The sequence below is a fragment of the Anaerofustis stercorihominis genome (genome assembly GCF_024623185.1).
Classification (GTDB): domain Bacteria; phylum Bacillota; class Clostridia; order Eubacteriales; family Anaerofustaceae; genus Anaerofustis.
In genome coordinates this window covers 90,772-113,568 of the sequence record NZ_JANJZK010000005.1, presented here as the reverse complement: position 1 = coordinate 113,568, position 22,797 = coordinate 90,772, and the positions used below count along the sequence as shown (strand labels likewise).

Below are 22,797 nucleotides of genomic sequence, written 5' to 3'. Positions count from 1 at the left end.
AGCGGACTTATATTGCTCGCTTATATTTTATATCAGTATTATAAAGAATAATCGAAAGGAATAGAATAACATGAAACTAAAAAACCCTATGCTGGTTGTTGAAGATATGGAGAGATCCAAGAAGTTTTATAAAGAAGTTTTGGGACTTAGAGTACTTTTGGATTTCGGAGCAAATATCACTCTGACGGGAGGATTATGTCTGCAGACAAAAGACAGTTATGAAGAATTTATAGAAGTCTCAAAGGATGATATTAAATTGGGGGGCAATGATTTCGAGATTTATTTTGAAGAAAATAAAGCGGGAGAATTTGATAAGTTCATAGAAAAATTAAATAGCATGAATGATATTAAATACGTTCATAAAGTTAAAGAACATTCGTGGGGACAAAGAGTCGTTCGTATATACGACCCTGATAATCATATAATCGAAATAGGGGAAGATATGAAGAACGTTTGTAAAAGATTTGCCGACAGCGGTATGAATAACGAAGAAATAGCCGTAAGAATGGACGTTCCAGTTAAATTTGTAAATAGTTTGCTTAAATAATTATTATATTAATTAGTAAAATAAAACAGTATTGTTTATTTAAGTACTGTTTTATTTTTTTATTTATTATTAATTGGAGTTATCATATAAACGACATAACTTTCGTATTTAATCCGCTTATAAAATATTTTAAATAAAAAAACACTAAATATTTACACCTTTACAAAAATATATTTTATGTGGTAATATCTAGTTATAACCAGTTATATCGGAAAGGCAAATGTTATGCATGATATTGACAGAAACAACTCAAAACCTCTTTATCTTCAGCTTGAAGAGCTCATAAGAGAGAGTATTGAAAAAGGGATTTACAAAAGAGACGAAAAGATACCCTCAGAATCGGAGCTTATGAATAAATATGATTTAAGCAGGATTACCGTTAGGAATGCCTGCAATCATCTTGTCAAAGAGGGGATACTTTACAGAGTAGCGGGGAAAGGGACCTTTGTATCATCTCCCAAGATAATGACTTCTTCTCTTGCTTATATGGGCTTTAGAGAACAGCTTGAAAGAATGGGGTATGAGACTACGACAAAGCTTATGGAGAAAAGTATAATAAGATCCACTCCGATAATCAGTTCTAATTTGAATATAGAGGAAAACAGCGATGTTATGTTCATTAAAAGACTGAGACTTGTAGATAATGAACCTATAAGTTTACATCATACTTATTTAAGCTACGATAAATTCAAGGAAATATATAATTCAGACAGGCTGGAAAGCGAGCAGTTATGCGTTCTTATCGAGGATAAGTATGGTATAACTCCAAAGAAAGTCTTAGAAACACTGGAATCTATGACTACAACGGAAGAAGTTTCTCAGATATTTGAAACCGAGAAGGGTTATCCTCTCCTTATTCTTGAAGATGTAATGTACGAAGAAGAAGGAAATCCTTATGAATATTCAAAAGTGATTTTCAGGGGAGATAAAGTCAAACTCAAATATGAATTTAATAATTAAAAGCTCATATATTAAATCGAATTTAATTAAATAAAGTTTTATAAAAAAGACAATACTTTAGGGTATCGTCTTTTTATTTATTGAATACTATCTTTTTATCATTTTAAATCCACCTTGGACATTATCTATAAGTACCAATTTATATGTTTCATTGTATTTTACATTTAGTTTTATTATATTATCACATTGTACTTCTTTCTTGTTGTTTGAAATCACATAATATTTTATGGAAAATTTTGATAGGTCAGTGTTTTCGGGAAAGTCCTCGGGATAAAATTCATTTGTCAAAACTTCGTTTTTATCCAGTCTGCTGTTATCTGCATTTTCTACATTACCTCCGCCGACAGCTCTTTCGTCAATAAAATATTCATAATGAAGCCCGTAAATTTCTTTACCGCTTTTATTCTTGATGGAAATATTGAATGTATCTTTTGTATTTTTAGCGTTTGTACATGCGATCAGTGACGATAAACTTAAAAGTAATAGTGTTATGCATATAAGTTTTTTCATTATATACCTCTTATATAATATGGTTTATTATTATATCTTACTTTGAATATATATAATAGGAATTAACCCTTGATTAATTTTACATTAATTATTTTATAAAGAAAGTAATGTTATGTTTTAAATATTTTAAAGCAAATAAAAAGTTAGATAATAAAGTAATATTTTTATTATATTTTAAGATATTCTATTGACAAAATCAGTATATATAAATATACTGGTATTAAGTGGTTATAACTAGATATATCCAGTTATAATATTTAAAGGAGGCGTAAAAAATGGCTTATGTTTCAATGAAGAAAATGTTAAATGATGCCAGAGACGGCCACTATGCCGTAGGGGCATTTAATATTGTAAATTATCTTACCGCAAAGGCTGTGGTAGATGCAGCTTCAGATTTAAAAGTCCCGGTAATACTTCAAACTTCCGTAAAGACCGTAAAGCAGTTTGGGATTGAAGAGTTCATGTCATTCTTAAGACCAATATGTGAAAATGCAGACGTAGATGTGGCGGTTCATTTGGATCACTGTACTGATAAAGAATACGCAAAAAGATGTATGGACGCAGGGTGGAGCTCCATTATGTTTGACGGTTCAAAAACTCCTCTTGAACAAAACATAAAAGATACTTTGGAAGTTAAGGATTACATCAAAGGAAGAGATATTTCTCTCGAAGGAGAAGTCGGAAGCATAGTGGGCGTTGAAGATGATATCGTGGTACATAAAGATGACGCAGCTTATGCAAGCAGGGAAGACTGCGAAAAATACTTAAAAGAAACCGGTGTCGACTGTCTTGCGCCGGCAATCGGAACTGCTCACGGAGTATATAAAGGAGAGATTAAGCTCAACTATGATTTATTTAAGGAAATAGATGATATTTCTCCCGTACCTCTTGTTCTTCATGGCGGTACCGGGCTTAGTGACGAGATGTTCAGAAAGCTTATCGATTTAAGGGCAAGCAAGGTAAATATTTCAACCGCCATAAAGATTGCCTACTGTCAGGGAATGTATGCTTATTCTTCCGCTAACAGAGATGAAAATAATCCTCTTAAACTCGATGATTACGTATATAAAAGGATATATGCCCTTGCATTCAAGCATATAAATTTCTTTACCTTAGGAAAGGGGAGCATCGAGGATGACTGATTATAATTTTAAACCCAATTATTTATGTGATATGCACTGTCATACAACTCGTTCGGATGGACTTTGTACTCCAAAAGAGCTCATAGACCTTGCAGCGGGTGCGGGAATGAAAATACTTACCATTTCCGATCATGATATGGTTCCTCCTAACACCGTTGAAGTTGATGGGAAAGAAGTGGACAGTGTGGAATATGCAGCTTCAAAAGGAGTTAAGTTCCTTAAAGCATGCGAATTTTCCTGTGATACGTTTGTAGATGATGTACATATGGTAGCTTACGGATGTGACTTTGAAAACGAGAAAATCAAAACAGTCATGGAAGATATCGCTGACAGTAAGATTGAAAGCTATAAAGAATTTTTACATAGGCTCAATTCTCTCGGATACGATATAACTCTCGAAGAAGTACTTAATTACGGCGGTCAGAAGAGAAACGAAAAGGAAATGCAGAAGAAGCTCATCTTTAATCTGATGGCTGATAAAGGATATACAAGGACCTGGTCTGACGCAAAAAAAATGTCAAAGAAAGATAAAAGACTGGATGTCAGAAGAAGAAAACCAAATCCTATAGATATAATAAAAATAGTACATGAAGCGGGAGGGATAATCGTTCTTGCTCATCCTTATTTGATAGCAGATGAAGTTGAACTTAATGGTGTGAAGGTCTTAAGAAGCGAATATATAGATAATCTTATAGAAAACGGACTTGACGGTATCGAGGCAAGTTACACCTACGATAAAACCAGCTATAACGGTAAGATGAAAAAAGAAGATATAATAGAAGAAGTAAAAGAAGAATATTCTACTAGAGTAAAAATAATTTCCGGAGGTTCTGATTTCCACGGAGACCATAAGAAAGACCCTGATAACCCTAGATTTATAGGAGAATGCGGGATAGACTACGATTACTTTATAAATAACGAACTGTTAAAAAAACTTATTTAAAGGAGATATGAAATGTCGGTAGATTTCACAAAAATGACTAAAAAAGATGTAGGTAAACTTTTTGATTATGCCAGTCTTTCGAAGGACTTGACTGAAGAACAAGTAAGAAAAGGATGTAGGAAAGCTATTAAGTATAATTGTAAGGCTTTCTGTTATTCCTCTTCATACTGGACACCTGTGGTAAAAGAAGAACTTGAAGGGACTGATTTACTTATAGGTGCGGGGATAGGGTTTCCTCTCGGACAGCAATCCAGTGCCGTAAAAGCTTTTGAAGCGGAAGAAGCGGTCAAAATGGGAGCTACTGTTTTAGATAACTGTATGAACGTAGGAAACATGAAAGAAAAGAAATACGACGCTATAAAATCCGAGTTCAAGGATTATGTAAATGCGGCGGGCGGAGTCCTTACAAAGATGATAATAGAATGCTGTATGCTTACGGATGAAGAAATAAAGATTGCCTGTGAACTTTGTGCTGAAGCGGGTATAAACTATGTAAAATCGTCTACCGGACATTATGCAGGTCCTACATTGGAACAGACTGTTTTGATGAGAGACTGTTTAAAGGGAACGGGGACTAAACTAAAAGTATCCGGTGTAAAGGCTCCAAAACCTCAAAATGCTTATGTTTATTTAATGGCGGGAGCAGAGCTTATAGGGACTCAGGACGCACCTATGATAATCGATTCTCTCGATTTGATGAGAGAAGTTGGGATAGTTCCAAAGTATCAAGGTCAATAAAATAATAAGGGATATATTAAATTCCTCCAATAAAACTTATCTCTAACGAAGGAACGCGGGAAACTGCGTTCTTTTAATTTTCCGTAGTATATTGGTAAGATAAAACTTTTCACAATACATAACTTATATTTTATAATCATTTGCTAAAATAAAATTAAAGTATAATAATAAACTTTATCCTAAAGAGTTTTTTTATTAAAATTTTGATGTTTTACAACTTATCTTATTTGTTCATTAAACATTAAATAATTAAAAAATCATTAACATTTTATATCTGAAATTTTTATATTATTTTTTATGATATAATATTTAAAAATTATCAAAAGAGGAATTTGATATGATACAAAGTAATAAAAGAATATTTAAATTTAGTATTTTATTTTTAACTTTATTTATTTTTATTTCCGCTTTTTACGGATGTCAGAAAAAAGAGAGTGCCGAAGAACTGTATGCTTTGGGTGAAAAATATTTTAAAGAACAGGATTTTTATAACACTATAGAAACATTGAATAAAGTTGAAGAAAATGAACTTGAGAAGGATAAAGAAGCAAACAGAAATTATATGACAGGATATTCATACTGGCAGCTTAAGAGATTTGATACCGCTCTCATACCTCTTAAAAAAGCTGATGAGCTGAAACCCAATAACGAAGATTATATGATAGCTTTGGCGAGAGTATATGATATAAACGATAATTTTGAGAAATCAGAGGAGTATTACCTAAAAGTCATCGAAATAAATGAGAAAAACGAAACCGCATATATGAGCCTTGGAAATATATATTTAAAGAAAGATCCTCCCGAGATTAAAAAATCCATTGAATATTCAAAGAAAGCAATAGATATATATCCGGACTGTGCAAATGCTTACGGTAACTTGGCTATTGCGTATGATATGATGAACGATAAGGAAAAGACCAAGCAATATTTGAAAAAAGCAAAGAGTCTCGGATATAATAATTTACCTGCAATAAGAGATATAAAAAACAAATAAAGGTATATTATTATAAAAGTTTGATTAGTTTGTAAAATAATGTAAAATTTATGTAAAATCAAAATAAACAATAAGTAAAATATGAGAAAAGTAAATGTAATATATGTTATATTTATCTCGGTTCTTATATTTTATTTAGGAAAAATAAGAAACGGAGCAGAAAAATGTTTAATATTGTTTTATTTAATCCTGAAATTCCGCAGAATACCGGAAATATTGTAAGAACCTGTGCAGTAACAGATACAAAACTTCATCTTATAAAACCCCTCGGTTTTAGTATAAAAGATAAATACTTAAAAAGAGCCGGTTTAGATTACTGGGATGAGGCAACAATAAGTGTATATGAAAATTTTGAAGATTTCCTAATGAAAAATGATGTGAAAAATCTTTATTTGCTCACAACAAAGGGAGATAAAAACTACACTGATTTTAAATTTAAAGAAAATGATTATTTTATGTTCGGAGCCGAAACGAAAGGGCTTCCGGATTATATTCACCAAAAATATCCGAGTACAAGGCTTAGGATTCCTATGATACCGAAAGAAAATGCAAGGTGTTTAAATCTGTCGAACAGCGTGGCAGTTCTATTATATGAAGCACTTAGACAGCATAATTTCGAATCTATGAAATAAACTATATTAAGCCTGACCTTTTTTTGGTGTAAAGGGGAGGAAAGAATATGGATATTATGATGTTGATTCAGCTCTTCGGAGGTCTGGGGTTATTCCTTTACGGAATGGATCTTATGGGTGAAGGGCTAAAGAAAGCTGCAGGGAACAAACTAAAGGACATACTTAACAAGGTTACCAGTAACCCCATAAAGGCACTTGCTTTGGGTACGGTTGTGACAATGATAATTCAAAGTTCTTCTGCCACGACGGTGCTTGTAGTAGGTCTTGTAAATGCAAATCTTATGACTCTTGCGCAGGCGGCAGGGGTGATTTTAGGGGCGGATATCGGTACTACGATAACGGGACAGATAATTGCTCTTAATCTATCGGACTACGCGCCTTTATTTATAGGTATCGGTTCAGCCATACTTATGTTTGCAAATAAGGATAAACTAAAACATGTTGCAGAATGTATTCTGGGTTTTGGTATATTGTTTTTCGGCATAAGCGTTATGTCTACTGTTTTAAAACCTCTTGCAGACAATCCATTCTTTACCAATATGCTTGTAAGTTTGGGACATTACCCGATCCTCGGTCTTCTTGCAGGCGTCTTTGTAACGGCAGTTATTCAGTCTTCTTCAGCTTCTATCGGTTTGCTTCAGGCTCTTGCAATCGGCGGTGCTTTTGCGGGAGTTGAAGGGTATGAAGCCCTTGGTGTAGTCGTACCTATAGTTTTAGGTATGAATATCGGTACATGTGCAACGGCTATGATAGCTATGATAGGTGTTGAAAGAGAGGCTAAACAGGCGGCGGTATTTCATCTTATTACCAAGACAGTCGGAGTAATATGGATGATGTCTTTATTATTCTTAACTGGAGCGTTTGCAAAAGACGGACATAGTTTTATTTTTAATTTTATATTATCTATATCGGGAAGTGATCCGACTCAGCAGATCGCTAACTTCCATACTATGTTCAACGTGATCAATGCGTCATTGTTATTATTCTTAAGCAAACCTATCATCAAGTTTATAGAGAAAGTTCTGCCTGTGAAAAAAAAAGACGAGGAAGGCGATTTTACACTCAAATTGAATGATATTTTGTTGGAAAATCCCGCATTTGCTGTTTCGGAAGCGTTAAACGAAGTCGAAACGATGTCGGAAATCGCCTATAAAGCGGTAAATCTCGCTTCGAATGCATGTATAAACAATGAATTTGAAAATATCGAAGAGGTCGAGCTTTTAGAAAATTTGATCAATAAGTACGAAACGGGGATTGCAGAGTTCGTTATAAAGATTTCCGCTTTGGACGCAAGCATTCAAAGTGCGGATTTTACCGTTCATCTTCATCAGGTAATTCACGATATCGAAAGGATAGGTGATTACTGTATGAGTATGGTGAGAATTGCACAGAATAAAAAAGACGACGGCGTGGTCTTCAGTGAAAATGCAACAAATGAATTAAGCGGAATGTATGAAATGGTGAGGAAAAATTTAAGACTTGCTATCGATGCATTTAAAGAAAAAGATTTAACAAAGGCCGTTAAAACGGACCTTATGGAAGAAGAAATAGATAAAAAAGAAGATGAACTTAGAAAAGCACACATAGACAGACTCAACAGAAAGTCTTGCACTCCTGAAGCCGGTGTTGTATACTTTGATATAGTAGCCGATCTTGAAAGAATCGGAGATTACAGTGCACATATTGGAGGTTTTGTAAAGGAATACGTGGAATTATTATCACGCAGACAATTTGACATGCTTCCATAAGGAGGTAAAAATGAATTATGATGTAATTATTATCGGTGCGGGTCCCGCAGGTTTGAGCGCAGGACTTTACGCATCAAGGTCTACACTAAATACTTTGATTATCGAAAAGGCTGTGGTAGGAGGACAGATAACTACTACTACTGAAATCGAAAACTATCCCGGAGCCAGTGAAGTTACGGGACCGGAGCTTGTAGAAAAAATGAAAGAACAATGTTTGAGTTTCGGAGCAAAAATAGTAAGTGACGAAGTGATTAGTGTTGAAAAAAAAGACGACGGGATGTTTTACGTTAAAGGAAGCAGGGAAGAATATATAGGAAAAACTTGTATTATCGCTTCAGGCTCTACTCCTAAAGAACTCGGTATAAAAGGAGAAAGAGAATTCAGAGGTATGGGAGTTTCTTACTGTGCAACCTGTGATGCAGGTTTCTTCACCGGATTTGAAGTATGTGTGGTAGGAGGCGGAGATACCGCTTTGAAAGAAGCCATATACCTAACGAAGTTTGCAAAAAAAGTAACTATCATTCATAGAAGAGACCAGTTCAGAGGCGGAAAGAGCTGGGAAAAGAAAGCCAGAGCAAATGATAAAGTACATTTCTTATTAAGCCATGAACCTGTGGAGATATTAGGTGAAAACGGCATGGTAACGGGAATAAAAGTAAAAAACAAGAAGACAGGAGAAATATACGATTATAATACAGACGGTGTTTTCATGTTCGTAGGTCATAATCCTAACAGTACTCTTGTTAAAAACTTGGTCGAAGTGGATGAAAAGGGATATATCGTGACCGATAATTCTTTAGAGACGTCCGTAAAAGGACTTTTTGTTGCCGGTGATGTAAGACAGAAGAATTTAAGACAAGTCGTTACAGCGGCTTCTGACGGCGCTATATGCGCAACAGGTGCCGAAGAATATATAGACGAACTAAAATAAATAAGAATTATATGAATATTAAAAGCGTTAAATTATATTTAGCGCTTTTTTCTTTACAAAAAACTTGAAAAAAATATGAAAAAAGCATAAAATAAATATATTATACAGTATGGAAGTATAAAAGTTTATGAGGTTTGATATGAAGAAAATATTTAGTATATTAATAGCTTTCTTTTTTGTCCTGACAGTCGTCGGCTGCGGAAATAAGAAAGACAGTACCGATCCCAACAGTAAAAAATTTAAGATAGCATATATTTCGGATACATACGGAGAAGAAGATGTTAAAAATAAAGAAATCATCAATGGTGTAAATGAATCATTTAAAAATTACGATTTCTCTTTTGATATAAAAGTTCCTAAATCTTCGGACAATTACGAAACCGTTGCTAACGGATTATTATCATCCACAAAATATGATTTGGTCCTTGCAAATTCTCCTGCGGTATGTTCATCCCTTCTCGCAGTCCATGGTGATTACCCGACAAGTAATCTTGGATTTATAGGGTACGGAGATGAAACAAATAACTCAATGAGCATTACTTTCAAAAATGAAGAAGGAGCGTTCCTGTCGGGGTATTTGGCCGCAAAGACTACAAAGACCAATGTTGTCGGATATATCGGTGCATATGAAAATAAAAACCAAGACTATGAATATGGATTTATGAGCGGTGTAAAAGCTGCAAATGAAAAAGTAAAAGTGGAAAAGGCATTTACAAACTCTTATATCGATGCACAGGCGGGAAGTAAGATAGCGGAAGGACTTATTTCAAAAAAAGCCGATGTTTTCTTTACGGTTTGCGGTGCGGGAGCTATAGGAGTCGATAATGTTATAAGAGAAAAGGGTCTTAAAGTAATTGATTCTGACCTATATAATAAATCCGACAACGAAATAAAGCTCGGTGAGATTTATAAGGATTATAAAAACGCTTCTATGACTATATGTGATTCGGTTATATTCGAATCATTCGATACAAAGGTAAACAACTTAGGTGTCGGTGATTCCGTTGTCAATTTAAAATTAAATCAAAACTTCTTTAAAGAAGGAGACAGTATCACATTAGGTTTGGAAGAGTGTAAAAAAGATATTGCGACAGGTGCTTTAAAGGTACCAAAAGACAATAAGTCGTTTGAGACTTTCAAATATAAAACAAAATAATAAGGAGACGACCAAAATGGATATAAAATATGAATTAGTAGAGAAAAGAAAACAAAAACCGGATGAAAACAATTTAGGATTTGGTAATTATTTTACCGACCATATGTTTATAATGGATTATACCGAAGGAAAAGGATGGCATGACGCAAGGATAGTTCCTTACGGACCTTTATCCATCGACCCTGCAACCATGGTCCTTCACTATGCACAGGAAACTTTTGAAGGGCTTAAAGCTTACAGAAACGATAAAGGAGAAATCCTTTTATTCAGACCTGAAATGAATGCAAAACGTATGATAAACTCAAATAAGCGTATATGTATGCCGGGAGTACCGGAAGATATGTTCGTTAAAGCAGTTGAAGAGCTTGTTAAATGCGAAAAAGACTGGGTACCTACAAAAGAAGAAACTTCATTATACATCAGACCTTTTGTATTTGCTTCAGAAAGCAGTGTAGGTGTTCACCCCGCAAAATCTTATAAATTTATAATCATCTTATCTCCTGTAGGGGCTTATTATCCCGAAGGAGTAAACCCTGTTAAGATTTGGGTTGAAGATGAATATGTAAGAGCGGTAAAAGGCGGTACCGGATTTACTAAATGCGGGGGAAACTATGCGGCAAGTATCGCGGCACAGGTAAAAGCCGAAGAAAACGGTTATACTCAAGTTCTTTGGTTAGACGGCGTACATAGAAAATACGTTGAAGAAGTAGGGACAATGAATGCAATGTTCGTTATTGACGGAAAAGTTGTTACAGCAGCCCTTGACGGTTCTGTACTTCCGGGAGTTACCAGAGATTCTATAATCCATATATTAAAAGACTGGGGAATCGAAGTAGAAGAAAGAGATTTAAGTATCGACGAACTTATGGATGCGGCAAGAAGCGGTAAATTGACGGAAGCATTCGGTACGGGTACCGCAGCGGTAATATCTCCTATAGGAGAGCTATGCTATAAAGGCGAAGCTGTAGAAATAAATGATTTTAAAACAGGAGAACTTACTCAAAAATTATATGATACTTTAACGGGTATACAGTGGGGCAAAATTGAAGATAAGTTCGGATGGACAAGAAAAATAGATTTATAAAAGAAAAGGAATAAATAAAATGAGTGAATTACTTGCTCCAGCCGGAGATTTAGAAAAGTTAAAATATGCGTTTACTTATGGTGCGGACGCTTGTTACCTAGGTGGTAAAAAGTTTTCCATGAGAGCGAATGCGGGAAACTTTACTATAGATGAAATACGTGAAGGAGCTGATTTTGCTCACAGTAAGAACGGAAAAGTTTATGTTACTATCAATATTTCAGGGAGAAATAATGATTTTAACGAACTTGCTAAGTATGTAAAAGATTTAAATAATGCCGGAGTTGACGGGATAATTGCCGCCGACCCCGGTATTATCATGACCGTAAGAGATACTCTTCCGGATATGAAAATATCTCTTTCAACTCAGTCCAGCACAACGAATTATAAAAGCGTGGAATTTTGGAAGCGTAACGGAGTAAACAGGATAGTTCTTGCCAGAGAACTTTCTTTTGAGGACATCAAAGGCATATGTGAAAATAAGCCTGAGGAAATGGAAATAGAAACTTTCGTTCACGGAGCTATGTGTATCTCTTACTCCGGAAGATGTTTACTAAGTAATTATCTTACAGGAAGAGATGCAAACAGGGGAGACTGTGCACAGCCATGCAGATGGAAATACTCTCTTATGGAAAGCACGAGAGAGGGAGAATACTTCCCTATAGAAGAACATAAAGAAGGCAGTTTTATTTTTAATTCAAAAGATTTATGCCTTATAAATCATATCCATGAGCTTATTAAAGCAGGAGTAGACAGTTTCAAGATAGAAGGCAGGATGAAGAGCATATTCTATGTTTCGACCGTTGTAAACGCATATAGGAATGCTATAGACTCTTACGAAAGAGACAGGGAAAATTATAAGATAGATGAAAGCTTATTTGAAGAGCTTACTAAGGTAAGCCATAGGCAGTATACCGAAGGATTTTACTTCGGGAATGCCGACTCTTCTACTCAAAACTACGGGACAAGCTCTTACACCAGAAATTACGATTTTGTAGCTCAAGTAATCGGATTCAATAAAGAAAAAGGTATGTATGAAATAGAGCAGAGAAATAAATTTTTCGTTTCCGACGAATTGGAACTTGTCAGACCGAGAGAAAAAAGTATTACCTTTAAAATTAAAAAAATGTTTAACGAAAAAGGAGAGGAAGTCGACAGTACTCCGCACCCTAAAGAAAGGTTATTTATTCAAACCGACGGCACCGAACTCAGCGAGTTTGAGCTAATAAGAAAAAGAGTATAACTTTGTAAAAATTGTATACAAATTATATGATTTGTGTTAAAATAATCGTGGTAAACATATTAATTTAATTATTGAAGGAGAATTTAAATAGATGAAAACTAGAGTACCTGTAGGGCTTTCAAATAAACATGTGCATCTTAGCAGAAAAGATATCGATGCATTATTTGGTGAAGGCTACGAATTAAAGATCAAAAAACCTATTTCACAACCTGGACAATTTGCTGCGGAAGAATTTGTCGATGTAGTAGGACCAAAAGGTACAATAAAAATGAGGGTTTTAGGTCCGGCAAGACCACATGCTCAAATCGAAATTTTGGCAAGTGATACTTTTAAGCTTGGTGTACCTAAAGTTATCAGAGATTCCTGGGATTTGGACGGAACACCGGGCTGTATCTTAAGAGGACCAAAAGGTGAAGTGGAAATCGATAAAGGTGTAATCGTAGCGAGCAGACATATTCATATGACTATTTCTCAGGCAAAAGAATACGGAGTTAAAGACGGCGATATCGTTAAAGTAAGAGTTCCGGGAGAAAGAGGACTTATATTTGAAAATGTACTTATCAGATCCAACGAAAGATGCGGACTTGAAATGCATATAGACTTGGAAGAAGGAAATGCCGCAGGATGTAAAAACGGCGATATGCTTGAAATAATCAAAGACTAATTAAATACTTACTTAAAAAGACCGCATATGCGGTCTTTTGTTTTATATAGATATAAATAAAATAAAAGCACTCATCAGCTAATGAATGCTTTTTATTTATTATGAGGTTGGGGTAGCGGTCGTTTCAAAAATCCCGGGTAGGGATTTTTAGAAAATCCGAACGCGTAAAGAGCCTTCACGGCAATTGAGTGAAAGATTTTTATCCAATATTTTTATCTTTGGAAAAATATTGGCGAGTAGTAGGGCAGCGCCCTACAAAGGGTTAAAGGGGCAGAGCCCCTGATGTACTATTTAATAATAATATTATTCTTCCCAATAAGTTCCGCAAGCTCGTCTATAAGCCCGATTTCCAGCTTGACCCACATGCTTTTGTCCGCAACATAAGATTTTTTTGAAACAGGGGAGAAAAGTACGACTTTTTTATCTCCCTTGTACTTTACAAAAAGCTGTCTTATATCACTCATAGTTCTTTCGTTTATTTTATTGAGTACCAATGTAAGAGAATTACCTATTATTTTCTTTGAATTAGCTTTCTTGATTTCGGGAGATACCGCTTTTTCCTTTGCCTTTTTTATCCTTGGCTGGATCACATCTTTTTTTCTTATTGCAGGCGGTCTGCTCCTTTTGTCTTCCATATCCCATATCTTATCTGCGATTATAGACACGCTTTTTTCTTCGTCTTCTTCTTTAACGCTTATTTGTCCTTTTATTATAAGCTTATTATCTTCTTTTAAAATATCCTTATATTCGTCAAATGTTCTCGGGAATACGACTATTTCCATATCAGAAGTCAAATCTTCAACCGTCATGAAAGCCATTTGTTTATTGTCTTTTTTCGTATATATAACTTTTACATATGTTACAAGTCCGCCTATCGTAATAAGCTCTCTTTTATTTTTATTGAATTTATTATATTTATTATTAACGGGAACCTGAGGTTCGGCTTCTTCCTCTTCTTCCGAATTCTTGTTTCCATACCTGTCATATACTTCATATAGCTGCATACTAGTATACTTATCAAGGTCTTCTTCATGTTCGGCAAGGGGATGTCCGCTAATGTACATTCCCATTACCTCTTTTTCAAATTTAAGCTTTTCTTTTGCTTCAAATTCTGCCATTGTAGGTATAGTCATTTCAATTTGTTCGTTTTCTTCCTGAGAAAGCATTTCAAGGAGAGTGGTCTGACCTGCGATATTTTGTTTTCTCTGTCTTAAAGTATCGTTTAAGAAGTCTTCATATACACAGTAAAGCTCTCTTCTGTTATTTCCGAGACTGTCAAAGGCTCCCGATAATATGAGGCTTTCCACTCCTTTTTTATTTAGAGAATGAAATTCAATTTTATTTACAAAATCAGGGAATGAAGTAAAGTCTCCTTTTTCTTCTCTTGCCTGTATGATCTCTTCGATAGCTGATTCACCAAGTCCTTTCAAGGCAAGCAGACCAAATCTAACGCTTCCGTCATCAACCGTAAAACGAGAGTAACTCTTATTTACATCGGGAGGTAGGAGTTTGATATCTTTTTCCTTTAAGTGGTTCATATATAACATCCTGTCATCGGAACCGATATAAACAGTTATAAGGGCAGCCATGAATTCAGCAGGGTAATAAGTCTTTAAATATGCAGTCTGATAGGAGATGACTCCGTATGCCGCCGCATGAGATTTATTGAAACCATATGACGCGAATTTTTCCATCAAGTCATATATTTCATTACCCGTTTTTTCATCTATCCCTATAGCTACACAGCCATGAACCTTTTCTTTGTCTTCACCTTTATTAAAGGCTTCTTCATTACCGTGAAGGAATATTTCTCTTTCTTTGGCGATAACTTCATGCTTTTTCTTACCCATGGCTCTTCTGATAAGGTCACTACGCCCCATTGAATAGCCCGCCAAATCCCTAACTATCTGCATAACTTGTTCCTGGTAAATGATGATACCATATGTTACGTTAAGGATGGGTTCCAATGAAGGGTGAAGATAACTGATATTAGCAGGGTTATGTTTGTTATCTATATATGTAGGTATCATGTCCATAGGACCCGGACGGTAAAGCGAAATACCCGCTATGATATCTTCAAATGTATTTGGTTTAAGTCTTTGCATGAAGCTTTGCATTCCGGGACTTGCAAGCTGGAATACACCTATCGTATCGCCTCTGCTTATTGTATCGAATACGTTCTGGTCCGTAAGACTTATATTATCTATATCCACATCAATGCCTTTGGATAGTTTTATATTATCCAAAGTATGCTTGATTACGGTTAAGTTTTTTAGTCCCAAGAAGTCCATTTTTAATAGTCCCAGTTCTTCTACCGTGGTCATGTTGAACTGTGCGGCTATACTGTCTTTGTTTAAATACAAAGGTACATAATCACTAACGGCTCTGTCGGAAATGATGACCCCCGCCGCGTGAGTAGATGAATGCCTTGGCATACCTTCCACCGCTTTAGCCGTATCAAGAAGTTTCTTTATCGTAGGGTCTTCATCGTACATCTGATGAAGTTCGGGGTTCATTGCAATGGCTTTTTCTATGGTTATCTTCGCTTCATCAGGGATGAGTTTAGCGATTTTATTGGATTGGTCAAAGCTTATCCCCATACTTCTGGCTATATCTTTAACCGCCGCTTTAGGTTTAAGTGTTCCGAAGGTAACTATCTGACTAACATTGTCAAATCCGTATTTTTCTATAACGTATTCTATCGCTTCATGCCTTTTTTCGTAGCAGAAGTCAATATCTATATCGGGCATTGATACCCTTTCATTATTTAAAAACCTTTCAAAAATAAGTGCGTATTTAATTGGGTCTATTTGAGTTATATCAAGGGTATAACTTACTATACTTCCCGCGGCACTTCCTCTTCCGGGACCTACGGGGATATCATGAGTTCTTGAATAATTGATGAAATCCCAAACGATAAGGAAATAATCGTTAAAGCCCATATCGTTGATTACGCCAAGTTCGTATTCAAGTCTTTCAGTTAATTCTTTTGTTACATTATCGTACTTCTTATGTAAGCCATCCATACAAAGCTTTTTAAGGTACTGCTGAGATGTCATTCCTTCGGGAAGAGGGAATACCGGCAAATGGTAATGCCCAAATTCGATTTCTACATTACATCTCTCGGCAATTTTATGAGTGTTTTCAATAGCTTCCGGACAGTATTTAAAAAGCTCACTCATTTCTTCCGGAGTTTTTATATAAAACTCATCATTAGGAAAACGCATCCTGTTTTCGTCGCTTAAGTTACTTGCGGTCTGTACGCAAAGAAGGACATCATGAGCTTCGGAATCGGATTTTCTTAAATAGTGGGAGTCGTTCGTGGCAATAAGCCCTACTCCGTACTCCTCAGCCATTTTTATTAATTCTTCGTTTGCTGTTTTTTCTTCTTCAAGACCATGGTCTTGGATTTCAAGGAAAAAATTATCTTTTCCATATATATCAATAAATCTCTCAAGATATTTCTTTGCTTCTTCTATTTCTCCGCTGTTTATCTTTCTCGGTATAATACCCCCGATACAAGCACTTGTAGCGATAAGTCCTTCGGAGTATTTTTCAAGCAAGTCAAAATCGGCTCTCGGTTTATAGTAAAACCCTTCTGTATATGCTATAGATACGACTTTCATAAGGTTTTTATATCCGATTTCATTTTCCGCAAGTAGGATAAAGTGAAAGCTCTGCTTGTCATTCATCGGGTCTCTGCCTTTTCTGTCACCCATAGTCATATATATTTCACATCCAAGGACAGGTTTTATCCCTTCCTTTCTGCACGCTCTGTAAAATTCTATAACACCAAACATATTTCCATGATCGGTTATGGCAATACTATCCATGCCCATATCTTTTACGAGCTTAGGCAGTTCTTTTATCTTACAAAATCCGTCCAATAATGAGTATTCTGTATGTACATGTAAATGTGTAAATGGTATAGACATTTTTTATCTCCCTATCTTAAAACTAAATTTTATTATATAATATTTGGTCAAAAAAGGGAATAATATATTGATAAAATTATTTATTATAAATACAATATATGGTATAATTCTTTTAATTTACCAAGGAGGAAATTTATGTTAATGACACCTAATCCTATAGCTTTTACTATAGGCTCCATAGAAGTAAGATGGTATGCAATATGTATCTTGACGGGGATACTTCTTGCACTGTTCTTTATCGCTAAAAGACTTAAAAAGCTAGGTATAGATCCCGATATACTCTACGATTTTATAATCGTATGTCTGCCTCTCGGAATAATATGTGCGAGACTTTATTATGTAGCATTCGAATGGGAATACTACAGCGAACATCTCAATTTGATATACAGGACTTGGAACGGAGGACTTGCAATACATGGAGGTCTTATAGGTGCATTCCTCGGGGTATATCTGGTATGCAGACATCACAAACTCGATTTTCTAAAAATGCTTGATGTTGCGGCTCCGTGTATACTCTTAGCACAGGCTGTCGGCAGATGGGGAAATTACTTCAACATGGAAGCTCACGGAAGTATAACGAATGTACCATGGGCTATAAATGTAATAGATCCGACACTTGGTTCCATAATGGTTCATCCAACATTCCTTTACGAATCGATTTGGGATTTGATCGGATTTTTCCTTCTTTATTTTATTATAGATAAGAAATTTAAAAAGTTCGACGGAGAGCTTATTTGTTCATATTTTATCTATTATTCCATAGGAAGATTTTTTATTGAGGGGCTCAGAACAGACTCTTTAATGTTTTTAGGGCTTAGAATAGCTCAGTTTGTAAGTCTAGGTTTGATACTTGCAGGAATTATAGGTATATATATAATAAGAAGAAAACATAAAATCAAAGATAATGATGTTAGCACAATGAATGAATTGAAAATCGAAAATAATAACATAGATACTAAAGAAAAAAATATTATAACAAGCAAAGAAGCAAAAAGTAAGGATTAATATAAAATTAAAAAAGACAGTGATGTTTTTTATATAGGAATATAACATTAATTCGATAAATATGGAGCTATGGAGATTAGAAATGGATAAGAAAAAAGTAAATACTTTATTATTTATTTCAAGTGTTGGTCTGATTATAGCAGGAATTATTTTTTTGTTGATAGCTATGTTTGATCAGGAAAAGAATAATTGGCTGCTTGCTTCGGCACTTTTTTGTACCTTGCTTTCAAATTTGTTTAATATAATTCGTGTTCAGCTAAATAAGAAAAAGTAGTGTCAAATTCTGATATCAAAGCTATTTTAGTACATCTTATTAATATAATGTATGAACCGTTCCTAATAGTTAAAAAAGTGTTTAGCATTACTTATAAAAGGATTTTACGTGTACTTTTTATTACGATTACGTGATTTGGAAAACGTCTATTTTATATGCATTAGCGGAACCTTTCTATAAAGAAATTGTTATCTTATTATGATTAAAATAGCTATTAACAATAGAAAATATAAATTTAAAAATAATAATATTTAAATATTTAATAAAGCTTAAAGGAGAAAGTCATGCCACTCGTTACGTCTAAAGAAATACTACTAAAAGCAAAGTCAGAAAATTATGCTGTTCCCGCATTCAATTTTGAAAATATGGAAATGGCAAGAGGGATAATAGAAACATGTGAAGAAGAAAAATCTCCCGTTATAATGCAGACGACAACTTCTACACTTAATTATATCCCTCCCGAAATAGCTGCCAGCATAGTTAAATACTATGCAAAAGATACGAGAATACCGATCGTACTTCACCTGGACCACGGAGCAAGCTTTGAGCTAAGTAAAAGGTGTATTAAAGCAGGATATACTTCAGTAATGATAGACGGCTCAAAAATGGATTTTGAAAACAATATAAAAGTATCGAAGGAAGTCGTGGATTATGCTTTGGATTATGATATACCGGTAGAATGTGAGCTTGGAAGAGTAGGGGGAAAAGAAGACGAAAACGAAGTATTGGATAAAGATGCTATATTTACTTCGCCTATAAAAGCTAAAGAGTTCGCTGAAAAGACAGGGTGCAGTTCACTTGCCGTTGCAATAGGGACCGCTCACGGTCCTTATAAAGAAGAACCGAATCTGGATTTCGAAAGACTTAAAGAAATAGAAAGCTTGGTTGATGTACCTCTTGTCCTTCACGGTACCAGCGGAACGAATGATGAAGATGTTAAAAAGGCAATAAGTCTTGGGATATGTAAAGTAAATTACGCAACAGACCTTAGAATGGCGTTTACAAACGGCGTAAGGATGAGGCTTGAAAACAGAAATATTTACGACCCTAAAGAATATAACACAAAGGGGATAAAGACAATGAAAGATAAGGTAAAACATTTGATAGGTGTATGCGGTTCTAAAAATAAAGATTGATAATCATTTGATAATATATAGGTTAAATCGATAAAAATTTACTGAATTAAATATGAAAGGAGATAAATAATCAAATTTATCTCCTTTTTATGTATTTATAATACCATAAAATCAGGAAAATTTCAAGTCTTGTTATGAGAGTACCTAAAGAGTATAATTGCGTCCTTAAAGGAAAAGGAGGCTATTATGGATATTGGAAATATGGATCTGATACTTTATAACATCACAAAGAAAGAAATTGATTTAATAGGAAAATCAAATGTAAATATAAATAAGTTTGGTTTATCTATCACAAGAGAAGAAGCAAAAGAAATTATTATCAGTAAAAATGAAACACTAAAGAAATATAAGAGGATAGAATTTTCATACGGTGTGACGGAAAAAATAATCTATATATTCTCAGACAGTGAATATATAGACAGGAATAATTATATCGACACTATAAAAGACCTCGTGGATATATTTTATAACTTTAAAAACGAGACCGAAGATAAGCTCACGGATGACGAACTTTTGAATTTTATGAGAGAACAGTTTGATGATGTATGTTACGGAGATTTGGAATACCTTAGAGATACTTGTTTGGAAAGATTTTCAAAAGCTGTAAGAGATGAGAGTTTAGACTATATTTATTCCCAAGGTAAAAATATATATGAAAATTTAAGTGAAGAACAAAGATGGGATAAAGATTTATATCAAAGTGTAATTAAAGAATTATTTTGGGAATAAATGGAGAATTAAAATGAAATATGATTATGAAAAAATATTTCCTATATTGATTGATTTAATGGGTAAATACACTTCAAAGGACAGTTCGTCCGTATCTTATGAAACAGCAGAGATATTGTTACAAGGTATATTATATTGTATCGAAGAAAATTTCAAAGATAACAATATCTTGGATAGGAATGTAAGTGTGGAGTTTTTATATGAAAATGGGCTTGATATAGTAAATAACAAAGTATTGGAGGCAAAAGGTATATATGAAGATATTATAAATGATTTTGAAGATTATGGAGTAAGGAATTATAAAGACATGATACTTAAAGGTATACCTATGTTTTTTATAAAATATACACCAAAGTATTTTCCTCAAAATAATATCCTTACTCTTGATTATCCGATTATAAAAGGAAATCCGAACAGTAAATGCGGTATAGATTTGATTTTGGAATACCTAAACTCCGTAAAGATAGAAAAAGAATTCCTAAGCTTATTCAATAAAGATATGATCATAGATTTTATGGAGTACTCTTTTAATGACTATAGAAATTTGTATCTTGACAATATTTGCTTTCCAATACTGTTCAATACTATTTGCCGCTTTATTTCAGGCAATGAGATAAATAGTCTGATACTATCAGATAAGGATATCATGATTTTAAATAATTTTTTCGTCGGATATTCAAAAGATAAAATAAAAAATAAAATAGAAACTATTATGAATACTATCTTGAATAAAAAAATGTCGGATTATTTTATGTATTTAAGTGACGATTATGCATTCTTTTTTTATAATAAGAGATATAGATTTTAAGTAAAGTTTTATATGTATAATTGATTTAACATAAGCAGTAATACTAAAAATTTCTCTAAGCTTAAATAATACAATCGGAAATATTAAGAAAATAAATATAAAAAAAGCTGCTTATCAAGCAGCTTGAATTTACTTATGGCAGGGGCAGAAGGACTTGAACCCTCGGCACATGGTTTTGGAGACCATTGCTCTACCAACTGAGCTATACCCCTATTTTTGACACTTTTACATTATAACAAATTTTAGAAAAATGTCAATATAATTTTATATATCCTTTTTATTTATATAAAGGTTACAAAAGTAATGTTAAATAAAAATAATAATGATAAAATATAACCTCTTCGACAAGTTTCTTCATATTACATCATATTGTTGGTGATAATATTTTACGCACCGCATGTTATATCTAAACTTAAAAATATTGATTAAATACATAAAAAGTAACTTTATATTGGTAATGGCTCTTTAATTGTGATATAATTTATCGTAGTTAATTCATTATTGAGGAAAAGTTATGAAGAATAATAAAAATGTTATTTTAATTGTAGATGATATAGAAATGAACAGAGTGATTTTAAAAGAATTATTTAAAGATCAATATATAGTCTACGAGGCTTCTGACGGAGAAGAAGCTTTAGATTTAATTGATAAGTTAAAAGAAAGTATCGATATAATACTTCTGGATATAATCATGCCAAAGGTGGATGGTTTTGAAGTTTTGGAAGAACTCAACTCTTCCGGATTGATGGATAGAATTCCGGTATTTTTAGTAACCGCCGCAGATGCTGCTGATATGATAAATAAAGGTTATGATATGGGAGTTCAGGATATAGTCCAAAAGCCTTTCAATCCAAATATTATAACCAGACGTGTAAAAAATGCCATAGAGCTATACAATCGTCGTTTCAGAATGGAAGATACCATTTTTAAGCAATCGGAAGAAATCAAGCTTCAAGACGAAAAATTAAAAGAACAAAGTTTATCTATAATCGACTCTTTGAGTACTGTAGTAGAGTTTAGGGATTTGGAATCGGGAGAACATGTTAAAAGACTTCGTCAGATAACTCAGCTTCTTCTAAGTGAAATCTCAAAAGTAAAACCGGAATACGGATTTACCCCCGCACTCATCGAAACTATATCTATTGCTGCCGTTATGCATGATATAGGTAAAATAGCTATCCCGGACAATATACTTAATAAGCCGGGGAAATTGACCGATGAGGAATTTGAAATAATGAAGACACACACGGTCAAAGGATGCGAAATGCTCGATAGTTTTAAAGATATTTTCGATAATGAAAATTACGAATATTACTACGGGATATGCAGATGGCATCATGAAAAATGGGACGGAAGAGGATATCCCGACGGTTTAAAAGGAGAAGACATTCCCATTTGGGCACAGGTAGTATCAATAGCAGACTGCTTTGATGCACTTATATCCCCAAGGGTATATAAACCGCCTTATGACCCAAATGTTGCGGTGGAAATGATTTTAAACGGGGAATGCGGACAGTTTAATCCTATATTGCTTGACTGCTTTAAGAAAGTTTCTAACACTCTTATTAATTTTGTAACCAAAGACAGCGATGCTATAGCTTAAACTCTGTTTCACAGGGAG

Annotated in this window: 21 protein-coding genes and 1 tRNA gene; 19 read left to right on the top strand and 3 right to left on the bottom strand. The window is 34.1% G+C overall.

Annotated features, from left to right (window positions below; translation table 11 throughout):
- The first annotated feature begins 70 nt into the window (after window positions 1-70).
- Both NSA01_RS04545 and NSA01_RS04540 read left to right on the top strand, forming a co-directional pair.
- Entirely contained in the window at window positions 71-547 is a 477-nt protein-coding gene (locus NSA01_RS04545) for a VOC family protein (protein WP_257480325.1), read from the top strand.
- Window positions 548-772: 225 nt separating this feature from the next.
- Complete coding sequence (locus NSA01_RS04540) at window positions 773-1,507, top strand: GntR family transcriptional regulator (RefSeq protein WP_257480324.1); 735 nt, start codon at window positions 773-775, stop codon at window positions 1,505-1,507.
- A gap of 87 nt (window positions 1,508-1,594) precedes the next feature.
- On the opposite strand, the gene NSA01_RS04535 is transcribed toward NSA01_RS04540, so the two are convergent.
- Complete coding sequence (locus NSA01_RS04535; protein ID WP_257480323.1) at window positions 1,595-2,017, bottom strand: hypothetical protein; 423 nt, start codon at window positions 2,015-2,017, stop codon at window positions 1,595-1,597.
- A 275-nt stretch (window positions 2,018-2,292) separates the two neighbouring features.
- On the opposite strand from NSA01_RS04535, the gene NSA01_RS04530 reads away from it, so the two are divergent.
- The 11 genes from NSA01_RS04530 (at window position 2,293) to pduL (ending at window position 13,289) form a co-directional block, all read left to right on the top strand.
- Window positions 2,293-3,159 (top strand): class II fructose-bisphosphate aldolase, encoded by an 867-nt coding sequence (locus NSA01_RS04530; RefSeq protein WP_257480322.1) that lies wholly within the window; start codon window positions 2,293-2,295, stop codon window positions 3,157-3,159.
- Entirely contained in the window at window positions 3,152-4,102 is a 951-nt protein-coding gene (locus NSA01_RS04525) for a PHP domain-containing protein (protein ID WP_257480321.1), read from the top strand. The genes NSA01_RS04530 and NSA01_RS04525 overlap by 8 nt, the downstream gene beginning before the upstream one ends.
- A 12-nt stretch (window positions 4,103-4,114) precedes the next feature.
- The gene (gene deoC / locus NSA01_RS04520; RefSeq protein WP_257480320.1) at window positions 4,115-4,840 is read left to right on the top strand and encodes a deoxyribose-phosphate aldolase; all 726 of its coding nucleotides are present in this window, start codon (window positions 4,115-4,117) and stop codon (window positions 4,838-4,840) included.
- Window positions 4,841-5,177: 337 nt separating this feature from the next.
- Window positions 5,178-5,834: a tetratricopeptide repeat protein gene (locus tag NSA01_RS04515; protein WP_257480319.1), complete on the top strand. Its 657-nt coding sequence runs from the start codon at window positions 5,178-5,180 to the stop codon at window positions 5,832-5,834.
- 164 nt (window positions 5,835-5,998) lie between these two features.
- Window positions 5,999-6,466: a tRNA (uridine(34)/cytosine(34)/5-carboxymethylaminomethyluridine(34)-2'-O)-methyltransferase TrmL gene (trmL, locus tag NSA01_RS04510; RefSeq protein ID WP_257480318.1), complete on the top strand. Its 468-nt coding sequence runs from the start codon at window positions 5,999-6,001 to the stop codon at window positions 6,464-6,466.
- A 47-nt stretch (window positions 6,467-6,513) separates the two neighbouring features.
- A complete protein-coding gene (locus NSA01_RS04505; protein ID WP_257480317.1) occupies window positions 6,514-8,214 on the top strand; it encodes a Na/Pi cotransporter family protein in 1,701 nt (566 codons plus the stop codon).
- 10 nt (window positions 8,215-8,224) lie between these two features.
- A complete protein-coding gene (gene trxB, locus NSA01_RS04500; protein ID WP_257480316.1) occupies window positions 8,225-9,145 on the top strand; it encodes a thioredoxin-disulfide reductase in 921 nt (306 codons plus the stop codon).
- Window positions 9,146-9,284: 139 nt separating this feature from the next.
- Window positions 9,285-10,301, top strand: a complete 1,017-nt coding sequence (locus NSA01_RS04495; RefSeq protein ID WP_257480315.1) for a BMP family ABC transporter substrate-binding protein — start codon at window positions 9,285-9,287, stop codon at window positions 10,299-10,301.
- A 16-nt stretch (window positions 10,302-10,317) separates the two neighbouring features.
- Window positions 10,318-11,385, top strand: a complete 1,068-nt coding sequence (locus NSA01_RS04490; RefSeq protein WP_257480314.1) for a branched-chain amino acid aminotransferase — start codon at window positions 10,318-10,320, stop codon at window positions 11,383-11,385.
- A 19-nt stretch (window positions 11,386-11,404) separates the two neighbouring features.
- Window positions 11,405-12,625 (top strand): peptidase U32 family protein, encoded by a 1,221-nt coding sequence (locus NSA01_RS04485; protein WP_257480313.1) that lies wholly within the window; start codon window positions 11,405-11,407, stop codon window positions 12,623-12,625.
- Between the two features lie 91 nt (window positions 12,626-12,716).
- Window positions 12,717-13,289 carry a phosphate propanoyltransferase gene (pduL, locus tag NSA01_RS04480; protein ID WP_007049222.1) on the top strand — a complete coding sequence of 191 codons (573 nt, stop codon included), beginning with the start codon at window positions 12,717-12,719 and terminating at the stop codon, window positions 13,287-13,289.
- Window positions 13,290-13,576: 287 nt separating this feature from the next.
- On the opposite strand, the gene NSA01_RS04475 is transcribed toward pduL, so the two are convergent.
- On the bottom strand, window positions 13,577-17,224 hold the full coding sequence (locus NSA01_RS04475; protein ID WP_257480312.1) for a DNA polymerase III subunit alpha: 3,648 nt from the start codon (window positions 17,222-17,224) through the stop codon (window positions 13,577-13,579).
- 135 nt (window positions 17,225-17,359) lie between these two features.
- Between NSA01_RS04475 and lgt the strand changes: the two genes are divergently transcribed.
- The 5 genes from lgt to NSA01_RS04450 all read left to right on the top strand — a co-directional run bounded on the left by lgt (window position 17,360) and on the right by NSA01_RS04450 (window position 21,176).
- Window positions 17,360-18,229: a prolipoprotein diacylglyceryl transferase gene (gene lgt, locus NSA01_RS04470; protein WP_257480311.1), complete on the top strand. Its 870-nt coding sequence runs from the start codon at window positions 17,360-17,362 to the stop codon at window positions 18,227-18,229.
- 82 nt (window positions 18,230-18,311) lie between these two features.
- A complete protein-coding gene (locus NSA01_RS04465; RefSeq protein ID WP_257480310.1) occupies window positions 18,312-18,503 on the top strand; it encodes a hypothetical protein in 192 nt (63 codons plus the stop codon).
- 284 nt (window positions 18,504-18,787) lie between these two features.
- Window positions 18,788-19,639 carry a class II fructose-bisphosphate aldolase gene (locus tag NSA01_RS04460; protein WP_257480309.1) on the top strand — a complete coding sequence of 284 codons (852 nt, stop codon included), beginning with the start codon at window positions 18,788-18,790 and terminating at the stop codon, window positions 19,637-19,639.
- Between the two features lie 186 nt (window positions 19,640-19,825).
- The gene (locus NSA01_RS04455) at window positions 19,826-20,368 is read left to right on the top strand and encodes a DUF6323 family protein (protein ID WP_257480308.1); all 543 of its coding nucleotides are present in this window, start codon (window positions 19,826-19,828) and stop codon (window positions 20,366-20,368) included.
- Window positions 20,369-20,381: 13 nt separating this feature from the next.
- Window positions 20,382-21,176 (top strand): DUF6179 domain-containing protein, encoded by a 795-nt coding sequence (locus NSA01_RS04450; RefSeq protein ID WP_257480307.1) that lies wholly within the window; start codon window positions 20,382-20,384, stop codon window positions 21,174-21,176.
- Between the two features lie 136 nt (window positions 21,177-21,312).
- On the opposite strand, the gene NSA01_RS04445 is transcribed toward NSA01_RS04450, so the two are convergent.
- A tRNA-Trp gene (locus NSA01_RS04445) sits at window positions 21,313-21,388 on the bottom strand.
- A 302-nt stretch (window positions 21,389-21,690) separates the two neighbouring features.
- Here NSA01_RS04445 and NSA01_RS04440 point away from each other — a divergent pair.
- Complete coding sequence (locus NSA01_RS04440; protein ID WP_257480306.1) at window positions 21,691-22,779, top strand: HD domain-containing phosphohydrolase; 1,089 nt, start codon at window positions 21,691-21,693, stop codon at window positions 22,777-22,779.
- Window positions 22,780-22,797: the final 18 nt, after the last annotated feature.

What these genes read in the sequence shown, in the direction of transcription:
- NSA01_RS04505 (WP_257480317.1), top strand. Translation starts at nt 6,514, where the DNA reads ATGGATATTATGATGTTGATTCAGCTCTTCGGAGGTCTGGGGTTATTC.
- trmL (WP_257480318.1), top strand. Translation starts at nt 5,999, where the DNA reads ATGTTTAATATTGTTTTATTTAATCCTGAAATTCCGCAGAATACCGGA.
- deoC (WP_257480320.1), top strand. Translation starts at nt 4,115, where the DNA reads ATGTCGGTAGATTTCACAAAAATGACTAAAAAAGATGTAGGTAAACTT.
- NSA01_RS04525 (WP_257480321.1), top strand. Translation starts at nt 3,152, where the DNA reads ATGACTGATTATAATTTTAAACCCAATTATTTATGTGATATGCACTGT.
- NSA01_RS04495 (WP_257480315.1), top strand. Translation starts at nt 9,285, where the DNA reads ATGAAGAAAATATTTAGTATATTAATAGCTTTCTTTTTTGTCCTGACA.
- NSA01_RS04455 (WP_257480308.1), top strand. Translation starts at nt 19,826, where the DNA reads ATGGATATTGGAAATATGGATCTGATACTTTATAACATCACAAAGAAA.
- NSA01_RS04490 (WP_257480314.1), top strand. Translation starts at nt 10,318, where the DNA reads ATGGATATAAAATATGAATTAGTAGAGAAAAGAAAACAAAAACCGGAT.
- NSA01_RS04515 (WP_257480319.1), top strand. Translation starts at nt 5,178, where the DNA reads ATGATACAAAGTAATAAAAGAATATTTAAATTTAGTATTTTATTTTTA.
- NSA01_RS04440 (WP_257480306.1), top strand. Translation starts at nt 21,691, where the DNA reads ATGAAGAATAATAAAAATGTTATTTTAATTGTAGATGATATAGAAATG.
- trxB (WP_257480316.1), top strand. Translation starts at nt 8,225, where the DNA reads ATGAATTATGATGTAATTATTATCGGTGCGGGTCCCGCAGGTTTGAGC.
- lgt (WP_257480311.1), top strand. Translation starts at nt 17,360, where the DNA reads ATGTTAATGACACCTAATCCTATAGCTTTTACTATAGGCTCCATAGAA.
- NSA01_RS04460 (WP_257480309.1), top strand. Translation starts at nt 18,788, where the DNA reads ATGCCACTCGTTACGTCTAAAGAAATACTACTAAAAGCAAAGTCAGAA.
- NSA01_RS04535 (WP_257480323.1), bottom strand. Translation starts at nt 2,017, where the DNA reads ATGAAAAAACTTATATGCATAACACTATTACTTTTAAGTTTATCGTCA.
- NSA01_RS04485 (WP_257480313.1), top strand. Translation starts at nt 11,405, where the DNA reads ATGAGTGAATTACTTGCTCCAGCCGGAGATTTAGAAAAGTTAAAATAT.
- NSA01_RS04545 (WP_257480325.1), top strand. Translation starts at nt 71, where the DNA reads ATGAAACTAAAAAACCCTATGCTGGTTGTTGAAGATATGGAGAGATCC.
- NSA01_RS04450 (WP_257480307.1), top strand. Translation starts at nt 20,382, where the DNA reads ATGAAATATGATTATGAAAAAATATTTCCTATATTGATTGATTTAATG.
- pduL (WP_007049222.1), top strand. Translation starts at nt 12,717, where the DNA reads ATGAAAACTAGAGTACCTGTAGGGCTTTCAAATAAACATGTGCATCTT.
- NSA01_RS04540 (WP_257480324.1), top strand. Translation starts at nt 773, where the DNA reads ATGCATGATATTGACAGAAACAACTCAAAACCTCTTTATCTTCAGCTT.
- NSA01_RS04465 (WP_257480310.1), top strand. Translation starts at nt 18,312, where the DNA reads ATGGATAAGAAAAAAGTAAATACTTTATTATTTATTTCAAGTGTTGGT.
- NSA01_RS04475 (WP_257480312.1), bottom strand. Translation starts at nt 17,224, where the DNA reads ATGTCTATACCATTTACACATTTACATGTACATACAGAATACTCATTA.
- NSA01_RS04530 (WP_257480322.1), top strand. Translation starts at nt 2,293, where the DNA reads ATGGCTTATGTTTCAATGAAGAAAATGTTAAATGATGCCAGAGACGGC.